Annotated in this window: 24 protein-coding genes; 12 read left to right on the forward strand and 12 right to left on the reverse strand. The window is 66.4% G+C overall.

All coding sequences use genetic code 11. The features are described 5' to 3' along the window. Window positions 1-20: 20 nt before the first annotated feature. The 5 genes from rfbD to ABLE38_RS02560 all read right to left on the reverse strand — a co-directional run bounded on the left by rfbD (window position 21) and on the right by ABLE38_RS02560 (window position 4,508). Window positions 21-893 carry a dTDP-4-dehydrorhamnose reductase gene (rfbD, locus tag ABLE38_RS02540; RefSeq protein WP_348972595.1) on the reverse strand — a complete coding sequence of 291 codons (873 nt, stop codon included), beginning with the start codon at window positions 891-893 and terminating at the stop codon, window positions 21-23. Then, the gene (gene rfbB / locus ABLE38_RS02545; RefSeq protein ID WP_348972596.1) at window positions 890-1,948 is read right to left on the reverse strand and encodes a dTDP-glucose 4,6-dehydratase; all 1,059 of its coding nucleotides are present in this window, start codon (window positions 1,946-1,948) and stop codon (window positions 890-892) included. The genes rfbD and rfbB overlap by 4 nt, the downstream gene beginning before the upstream one ends. Then, a complete protein-coding gene (gene rfbC / locus ABLE38_RS02550) occupies window positions 1,945-2,520 on the reverse strand; it encodes a dTDP-4-dehydrorhamnose 3,5-epimerase (RefSeq protein ID WP_348972597.1) in 576 nt (191 codons plus the stop codon). The genes rfbB and rfbC overlap by 4 nt, the downstream gene beginning before the upstream one ends. Continuing rightward, the gene (gene rfbA / locus ABLE38_RS02555) at window positions 2,517-3,398 is read right to left on the reverse strand and encodes a glucose-1-phosphate thymidylyltransferase RfbA (protein WP_348972598.1); all 882 of its coding nucleotides are present in this window, start codon (window positions 3,396-3,398) and stop codon (window positions 2,517-2,519) included. The genes rfbC and rfbA overlap by 4 nt, the downstream gene beginning before the upstream one ends. 105 nt (window positions 3,399-3,503) lie before the next feature. Further along, complete coding sequence (locus ABLE38_RS02560; RefSeq protein ID WP_348972599.1) at window positions 3,504-4,508, reverse strand: M48 family metallopeptidase; 1,005 nt, start codon at window positions 4,506-4,508, stop codon at window positions 3,504-3,506. 528 nt (window positions 4,509-5,036) lie between these two features. On the opposite strand from ABLE38_RS02560, the gene ABLE38_RS02565 reads away from it, so the two are divergent. Continuing rightward, a complete protein-coding gene (locus ABLE38_RS02565) occupies window positions 5,037-5,231 on the forward strand; it encodes a hypothetical protein (RefSeq protein ID WP_348972600.1) in 195 nt (64 codons plus the stop codon). Between the two features lie 116 nt (window positions 5,232-5,347). After that, window positions 5,348-6,121: a metallophosphoesterase family protein gene (locus tag ABLE38_RS02570; protein WP_348972601.1), complete on the forward strand. Its 774-nt coding sequence runs from the start codon at window positions 5,348-5,350 to the stop codon at window positions 6,119-6,121. Between the two features lie 66 nt (window positions 6,122-6,187). Here ABLE38_RS02570 and ABLE38_RS02575 read toward each other — a convergent pair whose 3' ends face one another. The 3 genes from ABLE38_RS02575 to ABLE38_RS02585 form a co-directional block, all read right to left on the reverse strand. After that, window positions 6,188-6,784 carry an FKBP-type peptidyl-prolyl cis-trans isomerase gene (locus ABLE38_RS02575; RefSeq protein ID WP_348972602.1) on the reverse strand — a complete coding sequence of 199 codons (597 nt, stop codon included), beginning with the start codon at window positions 6,782-6,784 and terminating at the stop codon, window positions 6,188-6,190. A 96-nt stretch (window positions 6,785-6,880) separates the two neighbouring features. Next, window positions 6,881-7,087 (reverse strand): 30S ribosomal protein S21, encoded by a 207-nt coding sequence (rpsU, locus tag ABLE38_RS02580; protein WP_010545388.1) that lies wholly within the window; start codon window positions 7,085-7,087, stop codon window positions 6,881-6,883. A 183-nt stretch (window positions 7,088-7,270) separates the two neighbouring features. Then, window positions 7,271-7,843, reverse strand: a complete 573-nt coding sequence (locus ABLE38_RS02585) for a DUF3617 family protein (protein ID WP_348972603.1) — start codon at window positions 7,841-7,843, stop codon at window positions 7,271-7,273. A 97-nt stretch (window positions 7,844-7,940) separates the two neighbouring features. Between ABLE38_RS02585 and ABLE38_RS02590 the strand changes: the two genes are divergently transcribed. After that, window positions 7,941-9,236: an MFS transporter gene (locus ABLE38_RS02590; protein WP_348972604.1), complete on the forward strand. Its 1,296-nt coding sequence runs from the start codon at window positions 7,941-7,943 to the stop codon at window positions 9,234-9,236. Between the two features lie 34 nt (window positions 9,237-9,270). On the opposite strand, the gene ABLE38_RS02595 is transcribed toward ABLE38_RS02590, so the two are convergent. Next, the gene (locus ABLE38_RS02595) at window positions 9,271-9,978 is read right to left on the reverse strand and encodes a hypothetical protein (RefSeq protein ID WP_348972605.1); all 708 of its coding nucleotides are present in this window, start codon (window positions 9,976-9,978) and stop codon (window positions 9,271-9,273) included. Window positions 9,979-10,182: 204 nt separating this feature from the next. Between ABLE38_RS02595 and ABLE38_RS02600 the strand changes: the two genes are divergently transcribed. Together ABLE38_RS02600 and ABLE38_RS02605 are read left to right on the forward strand one after the other, a co-directional pair. Continuing rightward, on the forward strand, window positions 10,183-10,929 hold the full coding sequence (locus ABLE38_RS02600; protein WP_348972606.1) for a response regulator transcription factor: 747 nt from the start codon (window positions 10,183-10,185) through the stop codon (window positions 10,927-10,929). After that, window positions 10,926-12,194, forward strand: a complete 1,269-nt coding sequence (locus tag ABLE38_RS02605; protein ID WP_348972607.1) for an ATP-binding protein — start codon at window positions 10,926-10,928, stop codon at window positions 12,192-12,194. The genes ABLE38_RS02600 and ABLE38_RS02605 overlap by 4 nt, the downstream gene beginning before the upstream one ends. 45 nt (window positions 12,195-12,239) lie before the next feature. On the opposite strand, the gene ABLE38_RS02610 is transcribed toward ABLE38_RS02605, so the two are convergent. From ABLE38_RS02610 to ABLE38_RS02620, 3 genes are all read right to left on the reverse strand, one after another. Then, window positions 12,240-12,629 (reverse strand): response regulator, encoded by a 390-nt coding sequence (locus tag ABLE38_RS02610; protein ID WP_348972608.1) that lies wholly within the window; start codon window positions 12,627-12,629, stop codon window positions 12,240-12,242. Between the two features lie 74 nt (window positions 12,630-12,703). After that, on the reverse strand, window positions 12,704-15,169 hold the full coding sequence (locus ABLE38_RS02615; protein WP_348972609.1) for an ATP-binding protein: 2,466 nt from the start codon (window positions 15,167-15,169) through the stop codon (window positions 12,704-12,706). Beyond that, window positions 15,169-16,308, reverse strand: a complete 1,140-nt coding sequence (locus ABLE38_RS02620) for a GGDEF domain-containing phosphodiesterase (RefSeq protein ID WP_348972610.1) — start codon at window positions 16,306-16,308, stop codon at window positions 15,169-15,171. Before ABLE38_RS02620 ends, ABLE38_RS02615 begins: the two co-directional genes overlap by 1 nt. 743 nt (window positions 16,309-17,051) lie before the next feature. Here ABLE38_RS02620 and ABLE38_RS02625 point away from each other — a divergent pair. From ABLE38_RS02625 to cysD, 7 genes are all read left to right on the forward strand, one after another. Further along, window positions 17,052-18,368: a UDP-glucose/GDP-mannose dehydrogenase family protein gene (locus ABLE38_RS02625; protein ID WP_348972611.1), complete on the forward strand. Its 1,317-nt coding sequence runs from the start codon at window positions 17,052-17,054 to the stop codon at window positions 18,366-18,368. Between the two features lie 23 nt (window positions 18,369-18,391). Then, entirely contained in the window at window positions 18,392-19,225 is an 834-nt protein-coding gene (locus ABLE38_RS02630; protein ID WP_348972612.1) for a carbon-nitrogen hydrolase family protein, read from the forward strand. Continuing rightward, window positions 19,222-20,595: a glutamate--cysteine ligase gene (locus tag ABLE38_RS02635; RefSeq protein WP_348972613.1), complete on the forward strand. Its 1,374-nt coding sequence runs from the start codon at window positions 19,222-19,224 to the stop codon at window positions 20,593-20,595. The genes ABLE38_RS02630 and ABLE38_RS02635 overlap by 4 nt, the downstream gene beginning before the upstream one ends. Before the next feature lie 76 nt (window positions 20,596-20,671). Then, window positions 20,672-21,565, forward strand: coding sequence for a BadF/BadG/BcrA/BcrD ATPase family protein (locus ABLE38_RS02640; protein WP_348972614.1), 894 nt, complete (start codon window positions 20,672-20,674; stop codon window positions 21,563-21,565). Further along, window positions 21,555-22,436 (forward strand): N-acetylmuramic acid 6-phosphate etherase, encoded by an 882-nt coding sequence (locus ABLE38_RS02645; protein WP_348972615.1) that lies wholly within the window; start codon window positions 21,555-21,557, stop codon window positions 22,434-22,436. Before ABLE38_RS02640 ends, ABLE38_RS02645 begins: the two co-directional genes overlap by 11 nt. After that, window positions 22,433-23,560 (forward strand): N-acetylglucosamine-6-phosphate deacetylase, encoded by a 1,128-nt coding sequence (gene nagA / locus ABLE38_RS02650; protein WP_348972616.1) that lies wholly within the window; start codon window positions 22,433-22,435, stop codon window positions 23,558-23,560. The genes ABLE38_RS02645 and nagA overlap by 4 nt, the downstream gene beginning before the upstream one ends. A gap of 348 nt (window positions 23,561-23,908) precedes the next feature. Continuing rightward, complete coding sequence (gene cysD / locus ABLE38_RS02655) at window positions 23,909-24,850, forward strand: sulfate adenylyltransferase subunit CysD (RefSeq protein WP_348974439.1); 942 nt, start codon at window positions 23,909-23,911, stop codon at window positions 24,848-24,850. The last annotated feature ends 117 nt before the right edge of the window (window positions 24,851-24,967 follow it).

Consider the following 24,967-nt stretch of genomic DNA (forward strand, 5'->3'; position numbering starts at 1 on the left):
TGCGTGGCCCTCCCAAGCGGCTAGGGCAATAACCTGTCCATAGTCTGGGCGAGCGAATGCCGCCATTGCGGTACACACATGCCGAAAGTCTCGGCAAAGCGAGTGCAATCGAGACGCGAATTGGCGGGCCGTGTCGCGCGTGTTGGATAGTCGCTGGCGGGAATGCCCCGGACCTCAGCCGAAGGCCCGCCGCGCTTGGCACTTTCCGCGAAGATCGCTCTAGCGAAGCCCGCCCAGTCCGTTTCGCCCGTTCCGGCGAAATGATAGACGCGGTCGCGGCCCAGCAAGTCACCGCCCCGCCAAGCCTGCGCGACCCCGAGCACCGCGTCGGCGATGTCGAGCGCCGAGGTCGGACAGCCATGCTGATCCGCGACGATGTTGAGCGTGTCCCGATCGACGGCAAGGCGCAGCATCGTCTTGACGAAGTTGGCGCCGAACGGGCTGTACACCCAGGCAGTTCGCAGGATCGCATAGGGCGCACCTGCGGCCGCGACTGCCAGCTCGCCAGCCAATTTGCTAGCACCATAGACGCCAAGCGGACTTGTCGGATCGTCCTCGCGCCAAGGCCGTTCCAGGCTGCCGTCGAAGACATAATCGGTCGAAAGATGGATGACTGGTGCCCCGATCGCCGCGGCCGCGCGCGCGAGCACGCCCGGCCCCTCCCCGTTCGCCAACATCGCCAGCTCGGGTTCGTCCTCAGCCTTGTCCACCGCGGTATAGGCAGCGGCCGAGACGACCAGCGCCGGCTGGACGCGCGCTACGGTCTGTTCGATGCTGGCAGCATCGGTCAGATCCAGTTCCGGACGCCCCGCGAAGACCACTTCGTGCCCCACGGCCCGTTCAGCCAGGCTCCGCGCGACCTGCCCCTCGCGGCCGGTGACGAGGATCCTCACTCGGACGTGCCTAGCCGCTCGCCGGCATAGCTGCCGGAGCGGATTGGCTCCCACCACCAGCGATTGTCGAGATACCAGTCGATCGTCCGGGCGAGCCCGCTTTCGAAATTCTCCTCAGCCTGCCACCCCAGCTCGGTTTCCAGCTTGGTCGCGTCGATCGCATAACGGCGATCATGCCCCGGCCTGTCGGTCACGAAGGTGATGAGCCCACGCCGCGGACGACCGTCCGCGAGCGGCATGCGCGCATCGAGCAGATCGCAGATCGTCTCGACGACCTGCAGGTTGGTCCGCTCATTGCGGCCGCCGACATTGTAGCTCTCACCGACCTTGCCGGTGGCAAGCACCAATTCGAGCGCTTTGGCGTGATCTTCCACGAACAGCCAGTCGCGGACATTCTCGCCCTTGCCGTAGACCGGCAGCGGCTTCCCCTCGAGCGCGTTGAGGATGACCAGTGGAATCAGCTTTTCCGGGAAGTGATACGGGCCATAATTGTTCGAGCAATTGGAGAGCACCACCGGAAGGCCATATGTCTCGTGCCAGGCGCGAACGAAGTGATCCGACGCCGCCTTGGAGGCCGAATAGGGAGAGGACGGAGCATAGGCCGTATCCTCCGTGAAGATGCCCTCCTCGAAGGGCAAATCGCCAAACACTTCATCCGTGGAGACGTGGTGGAAGCGGAAACCGCGCCGCGCCTCCCCTTCCAGCCCGCGCCAATATTCCAGCGCCGCCGAAAGCAGGCGGAAGGTGCCTACGACATTGGTTTCGACGAACGCGCCGGGACCGTCAATCGAGCGATCGACATGGCTCTCGGCGGCGAGGTGCATGATACCTTCCACCTTCTCCTCGCGCAGCAACGACAGAACCAGTGGCACGTCCGCGATGTCGCCTTGCACGAACCGGTGGTTGGGAGCGTTCTCGATACCCTTAAGGCTCGCCGGATTTCCGGCATAGGTGAGCTTGTCGAGATTGATCACCCGCACACCCTTGCGGACCAGATGCCGCACCACGGCCGAGCCGATAAAGCCGGCCCCCCCGGTAACGAGAACTGTGTTCATGCAGGTCGACCCTCGTATTCGAACGGCGAATCGAAATCGGCGAGTGGTAGCGCTGCCTCATCCTTGGCGGAAAGCACCGGCGCGCTTCCCAGGTCCGGCCAATCGATACCAAGCGCCGGATCGTTCCACAGGATCGCGTGCTCGTGATCCTTCGAATAGGGCGCGCTTACCTTGTACATGACTTCAACGTCCTCGGTGAGCGTCATGAAGCAATGGGCAAAGCCAACCGGGACGAGCAGCTGATTCCACTTTTCGGCCGAAAGCTCGCAGCCGACCCATTTGCCGAATGTCGGGGACCCTTTGCGGATATCGACGGCGACATCGTAGATCGAGCCGCGCAATACGCGCACCAGCTTGTCTTGCGCGACCGGGGGCAGCTGAAAGTGCAGCCCGCGGATCGTGCCGCGCTCGGCGGAAAAGCTCTGATTGTCCTGGATCCAGTCGATATGGATCCCCTCCGCCTCGAAGGCGGAGCGCTTGTAGACTTCCGAGAAAAAGCCACGATGATCGCCGAACTTGGCCGGAGTCACTTCGACAATATCGGGAATGGCCAGGCGACGGAAACCGGTCATGCGGCGCTCTCCACGCGGCGGCGGAGATAGTCGGCATAGCCGGTCTTGCCGAGTTCGGAAGCGCGGCGCAGCACCGCCTCGCCACTCAGCCAGCCGAGCTCCAGCGCGATCTCCTCGGGGCATGCGATCTTGATGCCGGTACGGTGCTCGATCGTGCGCACATAGGCGCTCGCCTCATGCAGGCTCTCATGCGTGCCGGTGTCGAGCCAGGCATAGCCGCGCCCCAGGCGAGTGATCTGCAGATCGCCGCGCTCCATATAGATGCGATTGACGTCCGTGATCTCAAGCTCACCGCGAGCCGAAGGCCGGATCGACCTGGCGATATCGACCACGTCCCTGTCGTAGAAATAAAGCCCCGTGATCGCCCAGTTGGACTTTGGCGCGAGCGGCTTCTCCTCGACGCTGGTCGCACGGCCAGTTTCGGGATCGAAGGAGACCACGCCATAGCGCTCCGGATCCTCCACATGATAGGCAAAGACATTCGCCCCCCCGGCCGCGGCATTGGCTGCGGCGTCGCGGCATTTTTCGCCCATCTTGTCGCCGTGATAGATATTGTCGCCGAGGATCAGTGCACTGGGCCCGCCCTCCAGAAAGTCGGCGCCGATTATGAAGGCTTCCGCCAGCCCGTTGGGCTGCGGCTGCGCGGCGTAGGAAAAGTTCACGCCATAGTTGCTGCCATCGCCAAGCAGTGCCTGGAAAAGGGGCAGATCTCGCGGCGTAGAGATGATCAGGATGTCACGAATCCCGGCAAGCATCAGCACCGAGAGGGGATAATAGATCATCGGCTTGTCAAAAACGGGCAGCAACTGCTTCGAGATCGACAGGGTGGCGGGATATAAACGCGTGCCGCTTCCCCCGGCCAATATGATGCCCTTCATTCCACCTCCCCGAGAAATCGACGCCCAACTACTCACCGACGTATCTCGCCGCAACCATTTGCGGCGCGACGCCGCCGCTTCCCCAGCCTAGGGTGCAAGAGACGTTCAATGCGCGCGCACCAGGATCGATTGCCAGTCGCCATCCAGCGGCTTGTCGCGCTCCGCAATCAGCGCTGGCACGACCGGCCGAACGGAAAGCTGCTCGACCTTGGCAACCTCCGCCTCCAGCGTGGCGACACGGTCCCGCCAGGCCGGATGCGAGCGGCTGAGCAAGATCCCTCCAGCCTTGCTCGGGCCGAAATGCCGCCAGAAAGCCACCGGCGCCCGCGGCGACAGGCCGGCATTAGCGAGCAGATAGACGGACAGGATGTCTGCTTGCACCTCGGTCTGGCGGAAATACTTCACATTCGCGCCAAAGCCCGAGAGCAGGCCATAGTCGACGCCCCGCGCCTCCAGCCGGTCGCGATGATGCAGGATATTGTGCGCAAACTCGTGGGCGATCACGGCAGCAATCTGGTCGTCCGGATAGGCGTCAAGAAAGCCCGACCCGATCTGCACCATCGTACCGTCGGCCGAAGCCCCGAACCCGCCATCCAGCGCGAGCTCGAATCGTGACTTGCACGCCCTTATCGGCTGGAGCGTGACCTGAACCCGCGTGCCGGCGCGAATCACCTCGACCGGAATCGGCGATTCGGCTGGCAGCGCGGCGATTGCAAACTGGGCTGCGACCAGCTTGTCGGTCGTGCCCGGCTTGCCGCTCAACCCCGCGATCTCCACCGAACCGACCCGTACCAGCGAATCATCCGGCCGCAGTCCAGCGCGTTCCGCAGGGCTGTCCGGCACGACCCCCTCGATCGCGACCGGCGTAGCGAAACCAAAATGGGCCTTGGCCGATTCGCGCTTGTCGGCATCGAACTGGTCGAGCGTATGAAGCTGCATACCCGTGCCGGCTTCGATTCGGTCGCAGAGCGGCGCATTGGCCAGGGCCAGCCTCCAGCCGATGCCGGCGACCTTCAGGTCGGCGGCGCGCACCGCCTCGAACAGCGCGGAATCGTCGGCGTGGGCGGGAACCCCGGCTGTGAACACTCCGCACGCGACGACGAACAGCATAAGGCGTTGGCGCGGTGCGCGACTGCGAAACAGAGATTTCATGCCTCGCTTTCTACGAGGTCCCGGTGCCATCGCCAAACCGCAATCAGCGGATTCGCGGTTAGCCGACAAGCATGAAAGGGCTCTGGCTTCGCTGTCGATTCGGCACCCTAGATTTTGCGGCGCAACTCATCTGGAGGCGGGCAACTGCAACAAGATCGTCACAAATAACCCTCTCTAACCATCACGAAACACGCTCATTTCGGCGAAGACACTTCATTAACCCCCTTGGCGATATTGGTGCGGCGCGTTAAGGACGGTCCCGTAACCACTTGGGCGGGTCGGCCGGGTGCGAACCTGAGCTGAGGTAAACTTGGCCGGGGTGTTGCGAATGGGTCACGACGGGAACTTTCTCGCCGTTGCCAAGGTTTGAGGTGTTGCGACTGGATTGGTCCTGTGTCATAGGACTGCCTGACGAGAGCACCAGAGCTCGAAAGAGGGAGAAAAAGAGTGTTCACTAAGCTTCTTACGGCCGCTGCTATCGCGTCGATGGCAACTGCTCCTGTTCTGGCCGCTCCGACGAGCGCTTCCAAGCTGTCGCTGTCGGGTGTTCGCACCGCGACCGCCAGCAAGAAGAAGAGCGAGCTCGCTCCGGCCGTCCTGATCGGCGTTCTCGCCACCGTCGCCATCATCGGCGGCGCGGTGATCCTGGCCGACAGCGACGACTCGCCCGACAGCCCGTAGTCTTTGACTGCGTAAGGCAGAGTTTCGAAGTGGCGGCCTAACGGCCGCCACTTTTTTATTGCCTGATCGTCGCCGCCGGTACCTCGGCCAGTACATTACGGACGTTCTCAGCCTCTATGTTCGCAAAGCTCTTTCGGGCCCGCCCTTCGGCACCAGCCGAACCAGAGGGCAACATCCCTGACGGCCAGCGCGTCTATGCTGTCGGCGATATTCATGGCCGACTCGATCTGCTGAAAATCTTGCTCGCGCAGATCGAGGCAGATGATGCCCGTCGCCCGGCGGCAGCGACGACGCTGATCTTCCTGGGCGACCTTATCGATCGCGGCCCTGCATCGGCGCAGGTGATCGAGCATTTGCGGCGCTTCGCCACCGAACGTCCCGCCGGCAGCACGCGCTTCCTAACCGGCAATCACGAGGAGGTGTTTCTCCAGAGCCTGGAAGGCGACGAGAAGACGCTGCGTTTCTTCGCCAAGATCGGCGGCCGCGAGACTATCCTCAGCTACGGCTTCTCCGAAGACGAGTATGCGGCATTGGACTATGCCGAGCTACTCTTCGAATTGCAGGCCAAGGTGCCGGCCGAGCACCGCGCGTTCCTCCAGGGCTTTGAGGACATGATCATCCTGGGCGACTATGCCTTTGTGCACGCCGGCATACGCCCCGGAGAGCCACTATCGCGCCAACACCTCAAGGACCTGCGCTGGATCCGCAACGAGTTTCTCGAGCACAAGGGAGCGCATGAGAAGATCGTGGTGCACGGCCATACGATTGCCGAGGATGTCGAGGTTACCCGCCATCGGATCGGGCTGGACACGGGGGCCTATGCGACCGGCAAGCTCACTGCGATGGGCTTTGAGGGCAACCAGCGCTGGGTGATCGACACCGCTTCCTGAGCGAGGCAGTCTCCAGAAACAAAAAAGCCGGCGGAGCGATCCGCCGGCTTTTGCTGTTCGTGAGGCTTACTGGCCCTCGGGAGCGCCCTGCGGCGGGCCACCCGGAGCACCACCACCGCCCTGTTGCTGCTGCATCATCTGCTGCTGCATCATCATCTGCTGCAGCATCTGCGCGGGGACCAGTTCCGACATCTCGACGTCGAAGATCAGCACGCGCTTGGCAAGCGGGCTCGGCGGGGCACCCGGCGCGCCATAGCCGAGGCTCGGCGGCACCCAGAAGCGGTACTTGGACCCCTTCTTCATCAGCTTCACGCCCTCGGTGAACCCGGGGATCATCGGCTGGCCGACCTGCATGCGCATCGGCGTCTCGGGCTGGAATTCCTTGCCGTCGTGCAGCACGCCGTGGATCATCAGCGCCGCACCGTCGCCCTCGGCGGCGTTCGGGCCCGAACCCGGGGTCAGCACCTTGTACTGGAGCCCCGAAGCCGTGGTCTGAACGCCCGACTGGCTCTTGTTCCAGTTCAGGAACTGCTCTTCCGTGAGATACTGCGTACCCGTCCAGGCCAGAGCGACCGCAATCGCGATCGCCAACACCAGACCGGCCCAGAGCCAGACCTTGTAGCTGCGCTTGACGGGCTGGAGCGGAACGGCGGTCACGGACATGCGAGAAGCTCCAGGCGCGGGTATTCGACTACCCGAAAGTCACGAAAGTCACGACAGCTACGCGCGCGAGGATCCGGCGCGCAGCGAATCGCGAGATCACCGGGCGCTGTCGCGCTCCATGCGCTTGCGCTCGAGCTTGCGCGCACGGCGAACCGCGGCGGCACGCTCGCGAGCACGCTTCTCGCTGGGCTTCTCGTAGTGACGGCGGAGCTTCATCTCGCGATACACGCCCTCACGCTGCAGCTTCTTCTTGAGTGCGCGCAGTGCCTGGTCGACGTTATTGTCGCGAACGATGATCTGCATAAACCCGTCAGTGCTCCGGTCTATTCAATAGAAAAGGGTTCGCCGGAACGCGGAGTTGCGGCGTCGTGGCGGCCACCTAACAGCGCAATTCCTATTTTACAAGGGCGTGGCGCGGCGAAATGCACCCGAAACCCGGTGATGCGGCCCTGAGGCAACACCGCGGAGCGCCAAAAGCCCCTGCCCTCAGCCCGCGGCCTTGCCCTGACAGAGGCCGATCCGCTTGCCATAGACGCGCAGCCGGACTGCGGCATAGTCCGCGCTGCCCTTCTCGCCGGTCTTCTGATCGACGGTCACGTCATAGCCCTGCTTGGCCATGGTGCCGGTGTAGACGAGCCGGGTCCTGCTGCCGTTCGCCTGGGTGCACTGGATCTCGATATCGACCTTGCCGCCCTTCTGGACATAGCGCGGGAAGGTGCAGCTGCCCGCGACCTTCTCGAGATTGGAGATATCGATCGGCGCGAGATCCGACGCGGTCTGGCACTTCACGGCATGGCGCACGGCCTGCTTCGCCGATGCCATCTGCGCATCATAATTGGCGCCGGGAGCGAAATCGGCGGAGAGGAGCTGCGTGCCCGATTCCCAGGTGCCGGGCTGCATCAGCGGCTTGGAGCGCGCCGCCTTGGTGAGGCCGGAGACTTCCTTCATCGACGCGTTCTGCACATCGACCTCGCCAGTGGCGGCAGCCTGACGCTCGGCCGCGCTCTGGCAACCGGCCAGCGCCAGGGCGCCGACGAGCAGGAGGGCACGCTTGTCCATGAATTTCCTCTCCAAATTCCCGAACTTCCCCACAGCCGATCCCGCAGCCAAAGACAAGCCCGCTTTTGGAGCGGGCATCCGCCGCTATAGTGGCGCGATGACGAGCATCGATGTAGGCGCCCCGCCTCGACCTGCCCCGCCCCACCGCCTGCGCTCGATCCTGGGAGGATCGGCGGGCAACCTGGTCGAATGGTATGACTGGTATGCCTATGCGGTGCTGGCGAGCTATCTCGCGCCGCATTATTTCCCCAAGGGCGCCAGCCAGGACATCAGCGCCTGGATCGTCTTCGCGATCGGCTTCTTCATGCGGCCGATCGGCGGCTGGCTGATGGGCATCTATGGCGACCGGCGCGGGCGCAAGGCGGGGCTGACCCTGTCGGTGACGCTGATGTGCGCCGGCTCGCTGCTGATCGCGCTGACCCCGAGCTATGCCGAGATCGGCGTGGCGGCGACGGTGGCGCTGGTAGCGGCGCGGCTGCTTCAGGGACTGAGCCTGGGCGGCGAATATGGCGCGAGCGCCACCTATCTTTCCGAAATGGCGGGCAGGAAGCACCGCGGCTTCTTTTCCAGCTTCCAGTATGTCACGCTCATCTCTGGCCAGCTCGTCGCGCTGGTCGTGCTGCTCGTGCTCCAGGCAGCGATGAGCGAAGCGGACCTCAAGGCATGGGGCTGGCGCATCCCCTTCGCGGTGGGCGGGATACTCGCGCTCGGCGTATTCTGGCTCCGGCGGCGGCTCGCCGAGACCGAGAGCTATGCGAAGCGCGACACGGGCAAGCAATCGAGCGCGCTGGCGCTGTTCCGCGAGCATCCGCGCGAGGCGGTGGTGGTGATGCTGCTCACCGCGGGCGGCACCCTCGCCTTCTACGCCTATACGATCTACCCGATCGCGTTCCTCAAGAAGACTGCGGGCTTCTCGGACAGCGCGACGACGCAGGTGAATGCCGCGGCGCTTTTCGTGTTCATGGCGATCCAGCCGCTCGCCGGCGCGCTGTCCGACCGGATCGGGCGCAAGCCGCTGATGATCGGCTTCGGCGTGCTGGGGACGCTGCTGAGCTATCCGATCTTCGTCGCGATGGAGGGCGCGCGCGACGCACTGACCGCCTTCCTGCTGATGACCGGGGCACTGGTGATCGTCACCGGCTACACCTCGATCAACGCGGTGGTGAAGGCCGAACTGTTCCCCGCGCACATCCGCACATTGGGGGTGGCACTGCCCTATGCGCTGGCCAATGCGTTGTTCGGCGGCACCGCGCCGACGGTGGCGCTATGGTTCAAGCAGGAGGGCTGGGAGCGCGGCTTCTACTGGTACGTCACGGCGATGATCGCGGTGTCGCTGGTCACCTATCTGCGCATGCGGGACACTGCGAAACATTCGCAAATCCTCGAGAATTGAGGTGTTATTGCTAATCGTTAGCATACCGGTTGCGCTAGGTGACGACAATGTCAGCCGGGGCGAGCTTGATGGTCGTTTGTCTGGTGTTACCGGGATATTCGACCACGATCGTGACGTTCCAATCTCCCATGAAATACTGGTAGCATTCCGGCGCCGTGCCAGCGCAGCGGGAGGCCGACGAGACCTTGCGCGCCGCAGTGCGGAACGCGGCTGCACAATCAAGCTCCTTGTCCTCGCAGTGTAGCGTGACGCCAGCGCCGGCTTGGACATCGACTAGCGCCTGGGCAAGGCGTGACAGGGCGAACGAGACATAATGGTCACCCTCCCGGCTCGACACCCAGGCACTTTCCGTACCACCGAGGCTCGCACACGCCTTTCGGCGATCGGCGAGGCTGTGCGAGCCTGGAAGGTCGAGATATCTATACTGGACTTCAACCGGCTTGACGCCTTCCGGCTCGTAGCGAAGATTCTTGCCCGAGCCGATCTGGGCGTAGGAAACCTCAATGACGTCGCGCCGACAAAGCTCCCGCTCGAGTGACGGATAAGGCTTCGTCGCAATTCCCGTCGTCGACGCCGGCCCCGTCAAAATCGAAGCGAGGTCCCGGCGCACCAGAACTTGCCGGGCGGCAGGCGAAAGCTTCAGCCGCGCCTCGTGAACAAGCGTGACCCGCGTTCCAGCGATCACCGCGGGCACAGCCAAGGCGACGGTAGACAACAGCAATACTGCGCGGAGCATACGCATGAGGCCTCCCCCTATTGGAGGGTCACGGTATTCCCATTTCAAACGCGGACAATTGCGATTGTTGGTTAGCGGTCTCGCAGTATCCACCCTTGCGAGAATTCTGCGACAAACCCTTGCGGGTTCCGGCGCACGGCTCCGTCTGAATGTTTCCGCGCGTTGCAGCCCTGCAATACCGACGTCAGGTCCGCGCGCTATTTCAGCGACATGCAACAAGCTGCTATAGCCCTGGCCTTGGACCAAGAACCCCGCCTTCTCATCGTCGATGACGATCCCGGCATCCGCGAGCTGACCGCGGCGTTCCTCTCGCAGCACGGCTATGCCGTCGACACCGCCTCGGGCGGCACCGAGATGCGCACGCTCACCGCGCGGCACGACTATGCGCTGATCGTGCTCGACGTGATGATGCCGGGCGAGGACGGGCTCGCCATCCTGCGCTCGATGGATCGCGAGACCGGGCCGGCGGTGATCCTCCATTCGGTGATCGGCGAGGATATCGACCGGATCGTCGGGCTCGAGATGGGCGCCGACGACTATATCCCCAAGCCGGCCAACCCGCGCGAGCTGCTCGCCCGCATCCGCTCGGTGCTGCGCCGCAGCCAGGGCGACCGCGGCGCGCCCGCCACCCTGCCCACCCGCGCCTTCCTGCGCTTCGCCGGCTGGCGGCTCGATCCCGTGGCGCGCCAGCTCTGGGATCCGGACGATGTGATCATCAACCTGAGCGACGGCGAATTCCGGCTGCTGCTCGCGCTGGTCGAGCGCCCGCGCCGCGTGCTGACCCGCGACATGCTGCTCGACTTCTCGCGCGGCCCCCAGGCCGAGCATTTCGACCGGGCGATCGACGTGCAGATGAGCCGGCTGCGCAAGAAGCTCGCCCGCCCCGGCTCCGAAGACCTGATCCGCACGATCCGCAACGAAGGCTATATGTTCGTCACCGAGGTGACGACCAAGTGAAGCGTCAGTCGATTGTCGTTCCCATTGTCCTGCTGGTGATCGCCGCGGCACTGATCGCGACGACGACGCAGTTCGTGGTGATGTTCAATGGCCCGCCGCCCGGCCCGGGCTTCGGCCCGCTGCCGCTTACCCGCCTGGCGGAGGCGCTGCGCAGCGGCCAGGTGCCGCCGAGCGCGGCGAACAAGGTGGTGCTGACCCGCGGCTCCGCCGACGAGTTCGGTCGCGCCGACGAGCAGCCACTGCCCGCGCGCGATGCCGCGATCGCCCGGATGGTGGGCGTGCCGGTGGCGCGCATCCACGGGCTCTACCAATTCCCGGCGCGTGATCCCGAGGAGGATCTGCGCGGCAGCTTCACCGTGGCGCTGGAGATGCCTGACGGCTGGCTGATCGCGTCGAGCGGCCAGCGCCCCTCCTTCACCCAGTGGCATATGCGCCGGCTGGGCGCGATGCTGGTCACGCTGGCGATCCTCTCGCTGCTTGCCTGGGCAGTGACGCGGCGGATCTCGCGCCCGATCCGCGACCTGGCCGGCGCGGCGAAGCGCGTGCGGCTCGGCGCGCGCCAGCCGATCCCGCACAAGGGCCCGCGCGAAGTGCACGAGCTCGCCCGCGCGCTCGATTCGATGCAGGAACGCATCCTCCACGAGGCGGAGAACCGCAGCGCGATGCTCGGCGCGATCGCGCACGACCTGGGCACCCCGCTCTCGCGCATCGCCTTCTGGGTGGAGCGCCTGCCCGACGATTCCCGGCTGCGCGCCGAGGCGGACATCGAGGAAATGCGCGCGATGCTGAAGGCCGCGCTGAGCTTCACGCGCGACGGGCGCGACGGCGCGCCGCACGACAAGCTCGACCTGGGCAGCCTGATCGAGAGCCTGGTCGACGATCTCTACACTGCGGGATCGCCGGTGAGCGTCGAGGCCGGCCCACGCGCGGTGGTGCGCGGCGACAGCGCGGCGCTGCGCCGGCTGTTCTCCAACCTGATCCAGAACGCCGTGCGCTATGGCGAGCGCGCGCGGCTCGGCTGGAGCCTGCACGAAGGCAAGGTCGACGTGCTGGTGGAGGATGACGGACCCGGCTTCGACCTGGCGCGCGCCGAGGCGCTGTTCGCTCCGTTCGTGCGCGGCGAGGCGTCGCGCAACCGGGAAACGGGCGGTACCGGGCTGGGCCTGGCGATCGTCCGCTCGATCGCCGAAGCGCATGGCGGCGAGGTGATGCTGGAGAATCGCCCTGGCGGCGGCGGGCGCGTGCGGGTCCAGCTGCCGGCCTGATCTGCACCATCGGGCAGCCCGGCGAAATGTCGACGGGCGCGATCCCTAGAGGATCATGCCCCCGCCGCCGCGGATCGCGAGCACGCGGCCGATCGAATCGAACAGCGCGTCCATCGCCACCGGCTTGAACAGCACGTCGTCGGCGCCGACCGCCATGCAGCGCTCGCGCAGGTCGACCGCGGTGTCGGCGGTCACCACGATGATCGGCAGCTCGGCCTTCTCGTCGGTGCGCGCGCGGATGCGGGTGATCGTCTCGAACCCGTCCATGCCGGGCATGCGCAGGTCGACCAGCACCACATCGAAGCTCTCGGCGTCGAGCATGGCCAGGCCTTCCTCGGCCCAGCTGGCCTCGGCCATCGTCGCCCCCGCAACGTCGAGCATGTCCTTCACGACCCGACGGTTCATCGGGTCGTCCTCGATGAAGAGGATGTTCATGCCCGCCCGCTCTGGGCGACCGGTTTCCTCAAAGTGCGCGCGACCGTTTTTGTCATGTCCGGTGTGCTATCGCCCTACGCCGCCCGAGATACAAGCGGATCGCTGCCGCCCGCTTTCGAATTTGCTTCCGCAAGCGTAATGATAGCATTAATGAGCGCCGCGCCGGTAACGGGTTTTTCGATGACTGTGCCGCCACTTGCGGCAATCAGCTCATCAAGCGTCTCCGGATCGGGCTTCAGCCACAGGATGAAATGCGCCGTGTCTTTTCCGGCGGCGCGCAGGATGCGGAGCGCCGCTGCGGGCCCATCGGCCTCCGCCTTGAGCGTCGCTTCGTCGGCAAGCAGCTGGGTGACACCACCGGCATCGAGCATCGTCACGGCCTCGGCGACGCTGCCGGCGAAGCGCAGCCGGGTGACGCGCGGCTCGAGCAGAGTGCGCAGCATCGAGCGGGCGATGGGGTTCTTGTCGAGCACCACCAGGTCGGTCCCGCCGGTCACTTCGCTCGCGGCCACCGCCTCGGGCGCCTCGGCGGGGATATAGGGCAGGTCGAGGATGAAGCGCGAGCCCTGGCCGTCTTCGCTCTCCACCCGGATGTCGCCGCCGAGCGCCCGGGCGAGGTTGCGGCAGATGGCGAGGCCTAGGCCGGTGCCGCCGAAGCGGCGGGTCGTGCTGGTATCGACCTGGCGGAAGCTTTCGAAGATCTCTTCGAACTTGGCCGCGGGGATGCCGATGCCGGTATCCTGGATGACGAGCTTGAGCCGGCGCGTGTCGCCCTCGCCCTCGGCGACTGCACGTAGCGTGACGCCGCCCTTCTCGGTGAACTTGATCGCGTTCGAGAGCAGGTTGAACACCACCTGGCGCATGCGCGCGGCATCGCTGACGATCCAGTGCGGGGCGTGGCTGAGCTCGAGCCTGAAGCTGAGCCCCTTGGCACGCGCCTGCTCTTCCCAGAGCCGGGTGACTTCGGTGAGCATCGCGCACAGGTCCATCGGCGCCGCCTCGACCGCGAGATTGCCGGTCTCCATCTTCGCGACGTCGAGAATGTCGTCGACCAGCGCCCGCATGGTGACGCCGGCGCCGTGCACGATGCCGATCCGCTCCCGGATCGGCGCCTCCAGCTTCGGATCCGAGAGCATGACCTGAGTCATGCCGAGGATGCCGTTCAGCGGGGTGCGGATCTCGTGGCTGGTGGTCGCCAGGAACTCGGTCTTGGCCTTGAGCGCCTTTTCGAGCGCGGTGTTGGTCTCGCCGAGCACCACGTTGGCGGCGCGCACCTGGTTGCGGCTGCGGCGGATCGTGACGAGGCCCCAGCCGAGCGCGGCCATGACGATCACCGTCGCCGCGCCGATCAGCAGGAACATGATCAGCAGGTAGCGGCCCCGGCGCTCGGCTTCCTGCGCCTGGAGCTGCAGGATGCGGTTCTGCTGCTCGGCATAGTTGAACTTGGCCGCCATCAGCGCGGCGCCGGTGGTGGTCGCGACCTTGGAGGCCTCGTCGCCCAGCCGCTTGGCCGCCTTCAGGTGCTCGAGCGCATCGCGCGTCGCGCCGGCACGATTGAAGATCTCATAGGCGTACAAATGATCGTTGCGGAACTCGACCGAGGTCTTCGCGAGGTCGAAGCCAGCGAACGCTTCGCGGATCAGGCGCACCGCCCGGCCATCGTCCCCGCGCTCGGAGGCGAGCACGGCCGCGGTCGCGAGGAGATGGCGGTGCAGCAGGTCGGCGTCCGCGCCCTTCAGCAGCTCGAAGCCGCGCGCGATCAGCTTGTCGGCAACGTCGAAATGCTTGAGCACGACCTGGCTGCGCGCATAATTGCTGAGGATGCGCGCTTCGAGCACAGGCTTGCCCAGCTGGCGCGCGATGCGGATCGCCGCTTCATACTCCACCCCGGCTTCGACATTGCGGTCCATCGCGAACAGCACGTTGCCGCGATTGTTGTGGAGCGAGAGCGAGAGCACCGGATCGCCGTCATAGATGTCGGCGGCCTGGCGGAAATATTGCTCGGCGCGGGCATTGTCGTTGGCCGCGTTGTAGAGCGAGGCGATGTTCTGCAGGGCGATCGCCTGGCTGCGCGGTTCCTTGACCTCGCCGAATATCCGGAAGGCGTTCTGATAGCTGTCGAGCGCGCGCACCGCCTGGTCGCGCGCCATGAACAGCGTGCCCTGCGACATCAGCAGGTCGCCGCGCAGCTTGATCGGTTCCTGGATCGACTGGATCGCGGCAAGCCCGTCGGCGAGCAGCGGCTGCGCCTTGGCGGGCTCGTCGTTGCGCAGATGCGCCTCGCCGGCGAGCCAGCGCGCCGTGGCATGGGCGAGCGCGCGCTGCCGCTGATCGGGCAGCGCCTGGGCCAGCTTGTCGATCGCGGCGGCGTGCCGCAGCGCCTCCGCCTGATCGCTCATCATGCTTTCCTTGGCGGCCTGGATCTCGCCCGCGATCGCCGGCGAGAATTCGGGCGGCGCGCTGGCCGGCGCCTGGGCGAACGCCGGGACCGCGACGAGCAGCGCGGCCGGGATCAGGCAGGCGTGGAGCAGCGCGCGCATCAGGCGCGCTTCCAGAAGCTCTCGGGCCGGACGAACGACGCCGGGCCGTTCGCGTTGTCGAGATGACCCTCGTCCGCCATGAACTTGCGGAATGCATCAAGGCCGAGCGGACGCGAGATCAGGAAGCCCTGGACCATGTCGCAACCCATCACGCTGAGCAGCGCCAGCGCGGACGGCGTCTCGACGCCCTCGGCGGTGACTTCCATCTCCAGCGCATGGGCGAGATCGATCGTCGAGCGCACGATCAGCGGATCGCGATTGCTGCTGGTGAGCTGCATCACGAACATCTTGTCGATCTTGAGCTCCTTGGCGGGCAGCTTCTTGAGATAGGCGAGCGAGGAGAGCCCGGCGCCATAATCGTCGATCGCGAGCGTGACCCCGCTGTCGGCGAAGAACTGGAGGTGACGGATCGCGCTCTCGGGATCGCGGATCACCGCGGTCTCGGTGATCTCGAAGCCCAGCTTGGCGTCGGTCGCGGCCAGCATCTCGCACACTTCATTGACGAAGGCGGCGTCGGCGAGGAGCTGGCCCGAGATGTTGACGAAGAGTAGCAGGTCGAAACCATCGGCGCGCAGCTGACGCTGATCCTCGATCACCTGGCGCAGCGTCCACAAGGTCAGCGTCGAGATCTCGCCGGCCTGTTCCGCTACCGAAATGAAGTCGCCCGGCAGGATCAGTCCGCGGGTGGGATGCTGCCAGCGGACCAGCGCCTCGGCACTGGCGATCTCCTGGCGGCGGACATGCACCTTGGGCTGATATTGCAGGAACATCTCGCCATTGGCGATCGCCCGCGGCAGCTCGCGCATCAAGGTAAGCTTGTCGAATGCGAGATCGGCGCGGGTGAGGTCAAGCATCACCACCCGGCCCTCCTCGCGCGCCTGCTCCAGCGCGGATTCGGCAGCCTCGGCGAGCAAGACTTCGTCGTCTTCGACCGAGGGCGCGGCGGAGACGCCGAAATGCATCTGGAGCTGATAGGGCTCGCCATCGAGATCGATGCTGCGCAGGAAGCCCTTGCGGATCTGTTCGATCTCGTCGGCCGCCGCCTCGGGCGTGTCCCGCTCGAAGGCGATCTCGACTACCGAGCGGCTCGCCGCCGAAATACGGACATCGGGCACCAGCGCCGTGATTCGCCGCGCCACGTCGAGCACCAGCGATTCGGCGCGTGCGCGGCCCAGATGGCGACGAAGCGAGGAAAAATTCGCAATCTCGCAAAGTCCGAGAATGTGCCAATATCGTCCATCGACATGGCGATCGTTACTTGCCCGGTGCAAACCCGCGCGCCGGAGGCCGGCACCGCGCGGTCGCGAGCGGCGTTCCTCACGGCCCTGCAAGATATCCTGGATTTGCGCAAATTCCCTCGCGATTTCCACGTTTTCCGTGGAATTCGCGACCGCGCTGGATCCAGCGCTGGCCGAGGTCAACAAAGGCTCATTGCGTGCCGACATGCCCGATCGATCTAGGCCGCGACCCTTGAAGGAACGGTTAAACCACGGCGCCGAAAGACTTTCGATCGCGCCAATTCCGCAGAAATCCTGATTGATTCAATGTTAAGCAGTCTTTAACCATCCGAATCGCGCATCCGTGCGCACCGATGGGAGACTAAAAATGTTCGCGTTCTTCACCCTTCTGTTCCGTGACGGCGGCGGCGGCGACGACATCCGCCCGTTCTAAAGGAACGTTCATCCGGGCCGGCGGTGGAGCGCCCTCATTCGAGGGCGTGCTGACCGGCCCGGACGACAATTGAAAGGCGGCCGCGAGCCGCCTTTTTTGTTGCCCGCAGGTTTCTCGCTTCCCGCGCCGGAGAGGACTGCCGCGCAGCCCCTTGCCCCGCGCGCAGGCGTCGCTATCTGCGCTTCAGACTTTCTTCCCAAGGGGATCCACATTGCGCATTGCGATGATCGGCACGGGCTATGTCGGCCTGGTTTCCGGTGCCTGTTTCTCGGACTTCGGCCATGAGGTGGTCTGCGTCGACAAGGATGCGCGCAAAATCGAACTGCTCCACCAGGGCGTGATGCCGATCTATGAGCCCGGGCTCGATGCGCTGGTCGCCTCCAACGTGAAGGCCGGCCGCCTCTCGTTCACCACCGACCTGGCAGAGGGGGTCAAGGGCGCCGACGCGGTGTTCATCGCGGTGGGCACGCCGAGCCGCCGCGGCGACGGCCATGCCGATTTGAGCTACGTCTTCGCCGCAGCGCGCGAGATCGCCGAGAACCTGACCGGCCCTGCCGTGATCGTCACCAAGTCGACCGTGCCGGTGGGCACCGGCGACGAAGTCGAGCGGATCATGCGCGAAGTCGCCTCGGGCGCCGGCGCGAAGGTCGTCTCCAACCCCGAATTCCTGCGCGAAGGCGCCGCGATCGAGGACTTCAAGCGCCCCGATCGCGTCGTCGTCGGCACCGATGACGAAGATGCCCGCGAAGTGATGCGCGCGATCTACCGCCCGCTCTCGCTCAACCAGAACGCGCCGATCCTGTTCACCGGCCGCCGCACCAGCGAACTGATCAAGTATGCGGCGAACGCGTTCCTCGCGGTGAAGATCACCTTCATCAACGAGATTGCCGACCTGTGCGAGGAAGTCGGCGCCGACGTGCAGGAAGTCGCGCGCGGCATCGGCATGGACAACCGCATCGGCGGCAAGTTCCTCCACGCCGGCCCCGGCTATGGCGGCTCGTGCTTCCCCAAGGACACGCTGGCGCTGCTGAAGACCGCGGGCGACAACGAGACTCCGCTGCGCATCGTTGAGGCCACCGTGCAGGTGAACGACGCCCGCAAGCGCGCGATGGGCCGCAAGGTGATCAAGGCGATGGGCGGCGACGTGCGCGGCAAGACCGTCGGCATCCTCGGCCTCACCTTCAAGCCCAACACCGACGACATGCGCGACGCGCCGAGCCTCTCGATCGTCGCTGCGCTGGAGGATGCCGGCGCCACGGTGAAGGCCTATGATCCCGAGGGCTTCGAGCAGGCGCGGCCGCTGCTGCCGAACGTCGAGTTCAGCGAGAGCGCCTATGCCGCGGCGGACGGCGCCGATGCGCTGGTGATCGTCACCGAGTGGGACGCGTTCCGCGCGCTCGACCTCGGCCGGATCAAGTCGCTGCTCAAGACGCCGCTGCTCGTCGACCTGCGCAACATCTATCCGCCCGTCGATGCGGAGCGCGCCGGCCTGACCTTGGTCGGCGTCGGCAAGCCGCACCGCGGCTGAGCTGGCCCGAAGGGGGACGAAAGATGAAGGCCAGCCTGCTGCAGATGACGAGCGGGATCGACCCTGCCGCCAATGCGCGCGTCATTGCCGAGGGCGTGGCGCAGGCGGCGGCGGAGGGCAGCGCGATGCTGTTCACCCCCGAAATGTCCGGCCTGCTCGACGGCAATCGCGCGCGCGCAGCCGAGCACGTCGTGGCCCAGCAAGAGGATCGCGTGCTCGCCGCGACACGCGAGGCGGCGGCGAAGCATGGCATCTGGGTGCATCTCGGCTCGCTGGCGGTGAAAGCGCCTGAGGCTGGGTGCGACAAGTTCCTCAACCGCGGCTTCGTGATCGATGCCAGCGGCGAGATCCGCGCCAGCTATGACAAGCTGCACCTGTTCGACGTCGATCTCGCCACCGGCGAGAGCTGGCGCGAGTCCAATACCTATTGCCGCGGCGAGCGCGCGATCGTGGTCGATACGCCGATCGGCAGGCTCGGCCTCGCCATCTGCTACGACATGCGCTTCCCCGATCTGTTCCGCGCGCTGAGCGATGCGGGAGCGACCGCCCTCGCCGTCCCCGCCGCCTTCACCCGGCCGACCGGCCAGGCGCATTGGCACCTGCTGCTGCGCGCCCGCGCCGTCGAAGCCGCCGCCTTCGTGATCGCGGCGGCGCAGACCGGCACGCATGAGGACGGCCGCGCCACCTATGGCCATTCGCTGGTGATCGATCCCTGGGGCGAGATACTGCTCGACATGGGCGAGGAAGCGGGGCTCGGCAGTGCCGAGATCGACCTTGCCCGGGTCGAGGACGTGCGCTCGCGCGTTCCCGTGCTGCGCCACCGCCGACCGATCCCTCCCGTCGAGACCTTCGTATGAGCACCAAGACCGAAAGCAACAAGGCGTCGGCCCCGATCGAGGATCGCCAGCAGCTGATCGATTATTTCGCCGGAGGCGAGAAGGCGAAGGACCGCTGGCGGATCGGTACCGAGCACGAGAAGTTCGTCTTCTCAACCGGTGACCACCACGCGTCGAGCTATGACGAGCGGGGTGGCATCCGCGACCTGCTCGGCGAACTCACCCAGTTCGGCTGGACGCCGGTGACCGAGGGCGACAATGTCATTGCCCTCGCCGGGCCTGACGGCACGGTGAGCCTGGAACCCGCCGGCCAGCTCGAGCTTTCGGGCGCGCCGCTCGAGAATCTCCACGAGACCTGCAACGAGACCGGGCGTCACCTCGAGCAGGTGAAGCAGGTCGGCGACAAGCTCGGCATCAACTTCCTCGGCCTCGGCATGTGGCCGGACAAGACCCGCGCCGAGCTGCCGATCATGCCCAAGGGCCGCTATGGCATCATGCTGCGGCACATGCCGCGCGTCGGCTCGATGGGCCTCGACATGATGCTGCGCACCTGCACGATCCAGGTGAATCTGGATTACGCCACCGAAGCGGACATGGTGCAGAAGTTCCGCGTCGGGCTGGCGCTGCAGCCGCTGGCGACCGCGCTGTTCGCCAATTCGCCCTTCACCGAGGGCAAGCCCAACGGCTTCCTCAGCTACCGCTCGCACATCTGGTCGGACACCGATCCGGCGCGGACCGGCATGCTGCCCTTCGTATTCGAGGAGGGCTTCGGCTATGAGCGCTATGCCGAGTACGCGCTCGATGTGCCGATGTACTTCGTCTACCGCGACGGCAAGTATATCGACGCCGCCGGGCAGAGCTTCCGCGACTTCCTGAAGGGCGAGCTGCCCGCCTATCCCGGCCACAAGCCGACGATGGACGACTGGGCGGACCATCTGTCGACAGCCTTCCCCGAAGTGCGGCTCAAGACCTTCCTCGAGATGCGCGGCGCCGATGGCGGGCGCTGGGGACGGATCTGCGCCCTCCCCGCCTTCTGGGTGGGCCTGCTCTACGACCAGGGCGCGCTCGACGCGGCGTGGGACCTGGTCAAGGGCTGGTCGATGGAAGGCCGCGAGACGCTGCGCAGCGCCGTGCCGAAGCTGGCCCTCGACGCGCCGCTGCCCGGTGGCGGCACGCTCAAGGATATTGCCGGCGAAGTGCTCGACATCGCCGCGGCGGGGCTCAACGCCCGCGCCCGGTTCAATGCCTCGGGCGACAACGAGAGCGGCTTCCTCGATCCGCTGCGCGAAGTGGTGCGCACCGGCAAGGTGCCGGCGCAGGTGCTGCTCGATCGCTTCAATGGCGACTGGGCCGGCGACATCAGCCGGGTCTATGAGGAAGCGCGCTTCTAGAATCCATGCCCCGGGTCTATGGGCTGGCCGCCGCTGGGCATGGCGCAGCCCCGCTCGGCTGCTGTAGGGAACGGATATGGCCTATTTCCTCGGCATCGACGCGGGCGGCAGCCATTGCCGCAGCCGCCTGACCAATGCGGACGGCGAGATCCTCGGCACCGGCGAAAGCGGCCCGGCCAATACCCGGATCGGAATCGAGCGGCTGCACGCGGTGCTGCGCGACGTCGCGGCGCAGGCGATCTCGGCCGCCGGGCTCGATGACGCCCAGGTCGCGGAGATCCGCGCCGGCATGGGCATTGCCGGCATCACGCGAACCGGCATGCGCGAGCAACTTGCAGCGCTCCCCTTCCCTTTCGCCGACATCGCCTTCGTCACCGACGCGGCGATCGCCAATCTCGGCGCGCACGGCGGCGCGGAGGGGGCGACGCTGATCATCGGCACGGGCAGCATCGCCGAAGTGCGGGTGGGTACGACCAGCTTCGCGATCGGCGGCTATGGCTTCCCGATCTCCGACGAGGGCAGCGGCGCCGCGCTCGGCCTGAGCGCGATGCGCCACGCGCTGCGCGCGCTCGACGGCCGCAGCGAAGTGACGCCGCTCAGCAGCGCCGTCACCGCGGGCTTCGGCCATGATACCGCCCGCGCCGTCGCCTGGATGGATGCCGCGACGCCGAAGGACTATGCCGCCTTCGCCCCGCTGGTGATGGACTATGCCGAGAACAACGACGCGATCGCCCGCTCGATCGTCGAGGACGCCGCGCAGCATATCGAGCGCTTCATCGAGACGATCTTCAACCGGGGCGCGGTGCGCTGCGCGCTCGCCGGCGGCCTGGCGATGCGCATGAAGCCGTGGCTGCGCGCGCGCACCGTGGCGCGTCTCACCGACGCGATCTCCGACCCGCTCGACGGCGCACTGCTGCTCGCGGGCCTGCCTGCCGCCGCACTCCCGACCCGGAAACCCGATGCCGACTGAAGCCACAGACCCCCGCTACCGCGAGATCGATCGCTGGCCCACCGAGATCGCGGTGGAGGCGATGCTGGAGGCGCAGCTGGCGGCGATCGCGGCGCTGAAGAGCCAGACCGGCGCGATGGCGGCCGCGATCGAGGCCGCGGCAGACCGCCTGCGGCGCGGCGGCCGGATCGCCTATGCCGGCGCGGGCACCTCGGGCCGGATCGGCGTGCAGGACGGCGTGGAGCTCACGCCCACCTTCAACTGGCCGTTCGAGCGGCTGGTGTTCCTGATCGCCGGCGGCCCGGCGGCGCTGACCCGCACCCAGGAAGGCGCCGAGGACGACCGCGAAGCCGCAACACAGGCGGTGAAGACCGAGGAGATCGGCCCGGACGACGTGCTGATCGGCGTCGCCGCGAGCGGGCGCACGCCCTATGTGATCGCTGCGCTCGAAGCTGCCCGACTGGCCGGCGCGCTGACCATCGGCGTCGCCAACAATCCCGACGCGCCGGTGCTGCGTGCGGCCGAGCATGCGATCCTGGCCGATACCGGCAGCGAGGTCGTCGCCGGCTCCACCCGGATGAAGGCAGGCACCGCGCAGAAGGTGACGCTCAACCTGATCTCCACCGGGATCATGTTGCGCCTCGGGCTCGTTCACCACGGGCTGATGGTCAACATGCAGGTCTCCAACGCAAAGCTGCGCCAGCGGGCGATCCGCATGGTCGGCACGCTGGCGGGCGTCGAGGCCGGCCCGGCCGAGACCGCGCTCGATGCCGGCGGGCGCGACATCAAGCGCGCGGTGCTGGTCGCCCGCGGGCTCGCCCCCGCCGATGCCGACGCCCGGCTGGAGCAGGCGCAGGGCAGCCTGGGCGCGGCGCTGGACGGCCTGGCATGAAGGCACTCGTCAACGCGCGCATGTTGCTGGCCGATGGTTGGCGCGACGACGCGTGCGTTGTGGTGGAAGGCGAGACGATCGCCGCGATCCTGTCCGCGCCGCCGGCAGGCGCGGCGGTGACCGATCTGGGCGGCGCGACGCTGCTCCCCGGGTTCATCGACGTGCAGGTCAATGGCGGCGGCGGGCTGCTGTTCAACGACGCGCCCAGCGTCGAGACGATCCGGGTGATCGCCGAGACCCATCGGCGCTATGGCACCACCGGACTGCTCCCCACGCTGATCAGCGACGATCTCTCGGTCGTCGAGGCCGGCATCCGCGCGGTGGACGCGGCGATCGAAGCGGGCGTGCCCGGCGTGCTCGGCATCCATATCGAGGGGCCGTTCCTCAATCCGATCCGCCGCGGCATCCACAGCGAGAGCAAGATCCAGAAGCTGCAGGACCAGTTCCTGGCGCTGCTGGAATCGGCCCGCCACGGCAAGACGCTGGTGACGCTCGCGCCCGAGGCGGCAACGCCCGAGCAGGTGGCGCGGCTCACCGCAGCTGGCGTGATCGTTTCCGCCGGCCATTCGGACGCGACCTATGAGCAGGTCCGCGACGCGATCGACAATGGGCTCACCGGCTTCACCCACATCTTCAACGCGATGTCGCCGCTGCTCAACCGCGCGCCGGGCATGGTCGGCGCGGCGCTGGAGGATCCGGAGGTGTTCGCCGGGATCATCGCCGACGGCCATCACCTCCATCCGGCAACGCTGCGCGTCGCGCTGCGCGCCAAGGGCCCCGAGCGGGTGATGCTCGTCACCGACGCGATGCCGAGTGTCGGCAGCGACGAGACCGTCTTCCTCATCCATGGTCGCGAGATCCACCGCGAAGGCGACCGGCTGGTCGGCGCGGACAACACGCTGGCGGGCTCGACCCTCACCATGGCGGGCGCGGTGAAGGGGATGATGGATCAGGGCCGCGTTGGGCTGGACGTCGCGGCGCAAATGGCCTCCGCCACGCCGGCGGCGTTCCTGGGGCTGAGCGACAGGCTCGGCCGGATCGCGCCGGGCCATCGCGCGGACCTGGTGCTGGTGGATGACGCGCTGGACGTGCAACGCAGCTGGATCGGCGGCCAGCCAGACTGAGCTTCGTCGTGCCGAATGGGTTCCGTATCGATCAGCCCGGGATCGGCGCGGGCTCCGCGTCGGGGATTTCGGATGCGGGCGGCGCGTGCCGCGGCGCCTCGAATGGCACCATCGACCAACCGTCAAAAGCAAATGCCCGGGGCGCGATGGGCTCGCGCGCGGCTTCCTCTCCCTCTTCTCGCATCGGTCTCTCCGACTCATTGCTGCGGTATCAGATGCTTAGCGCATCGCGCCGCGCTTGGGAAATCGCCCCGCCGCGCGCATGCCGGTATCCGTCGCTAAACATTATCTAGATCGCGCGGGGCCGACCGGCTTCCTAAATCGCCCACCATGCTGCATTCCGGGAACATGACGGAGACACAGGCCAATGGCGCGACTGCGGGGCTCACGCCCGCGCGCCTGACGCATCTCCAGCGGCTCGAGGCCGAGAGCATCCACATCCTGCGCGAGGTCGTCGCCGAGGCCGAAAGCCCCGTGATGCTCTATTCGATCGGCAAGGACAGCGCGGTAATGCTGCACCTTGCGCGCAAGGCCTTCTACCCGGCGCCGCCGCCCTTCCCGCTCCTCCATGTCGACACGACCTGGAAGTTCCGCGCGATGTACGATCTGCGCGACAAGGCGGCGCGCGATGCCGGCATGGAGCTGCTCGTCCACAAGAACCCCGAGGCCGAGGCGCTGGGGATCAACCCGTTCGATCACGGCGGCCGCCATACCGACATGTGGAAGACCGAGGGGCTCAAGCAAGCGCTCGACAAATATGGCTTCGACGCAGCGTTCGGCGGCGCGCGGCGCGACGAGGAGAAGAGCCGCGCCAAGGAGCGCGTCTTCAGCTTCCGCACCGCCTCGCACCGCTGGGATCCGAAGAACCAGCGCCCCGAGCTCTGGCACCTCTACAATGCCCGCAAGGAGAAGGGGGAGAGCATGCGCGTCTTCCCGATCTCCAACTGGACCGAGCTCGACATCTGGCAATATATCCTCGCCGAGGGGATCGAGATCGTCCCGCTCTATTTCGCCGCGCCGCGCCCGACGGTGGAGCGTGACGGGCTGCTGCTGATGGTCGATGACGAGCGCTTCCGCCTGAACCCCGGCGAAGTGCCCGTGGAGCGATCGGTCCGCTTCCGCACGCTCGGCTGCTACCCGCTGACCGGCGCGGTGGAGAGCGAGGCGGATACGCTGGAAGCGGTGATCCAGGAGATGCTGCTCACCACCACCAGCGAGCGCCAGGGCCGCGCGATCGACCACGACCAGGCGGCGAGCATGGAGAAGAAGAAGCAGGAGGGGTATTTTTGACCCGCCACGTCATGCGCAGCTTGACGAAGGGTCAACCCCCGCGAAAGCGGGGGCCCATCACCTGCGCCCGCCTCGCTTGCTGCAACCCCACGAGATGGGTCCCCGCTTTCGCGGGGA

Origin of the sequence: Sphingomonas sp. KR3-1 (genome assembly GCF_040049295.1) — a bacterium.
Classification (GTDB): domain Bacteria; phylum Pseudomonadota; class Alphaproteobacteria; order Sphingomonadales; family Sphingomonadaceae; genus Sphingomonas.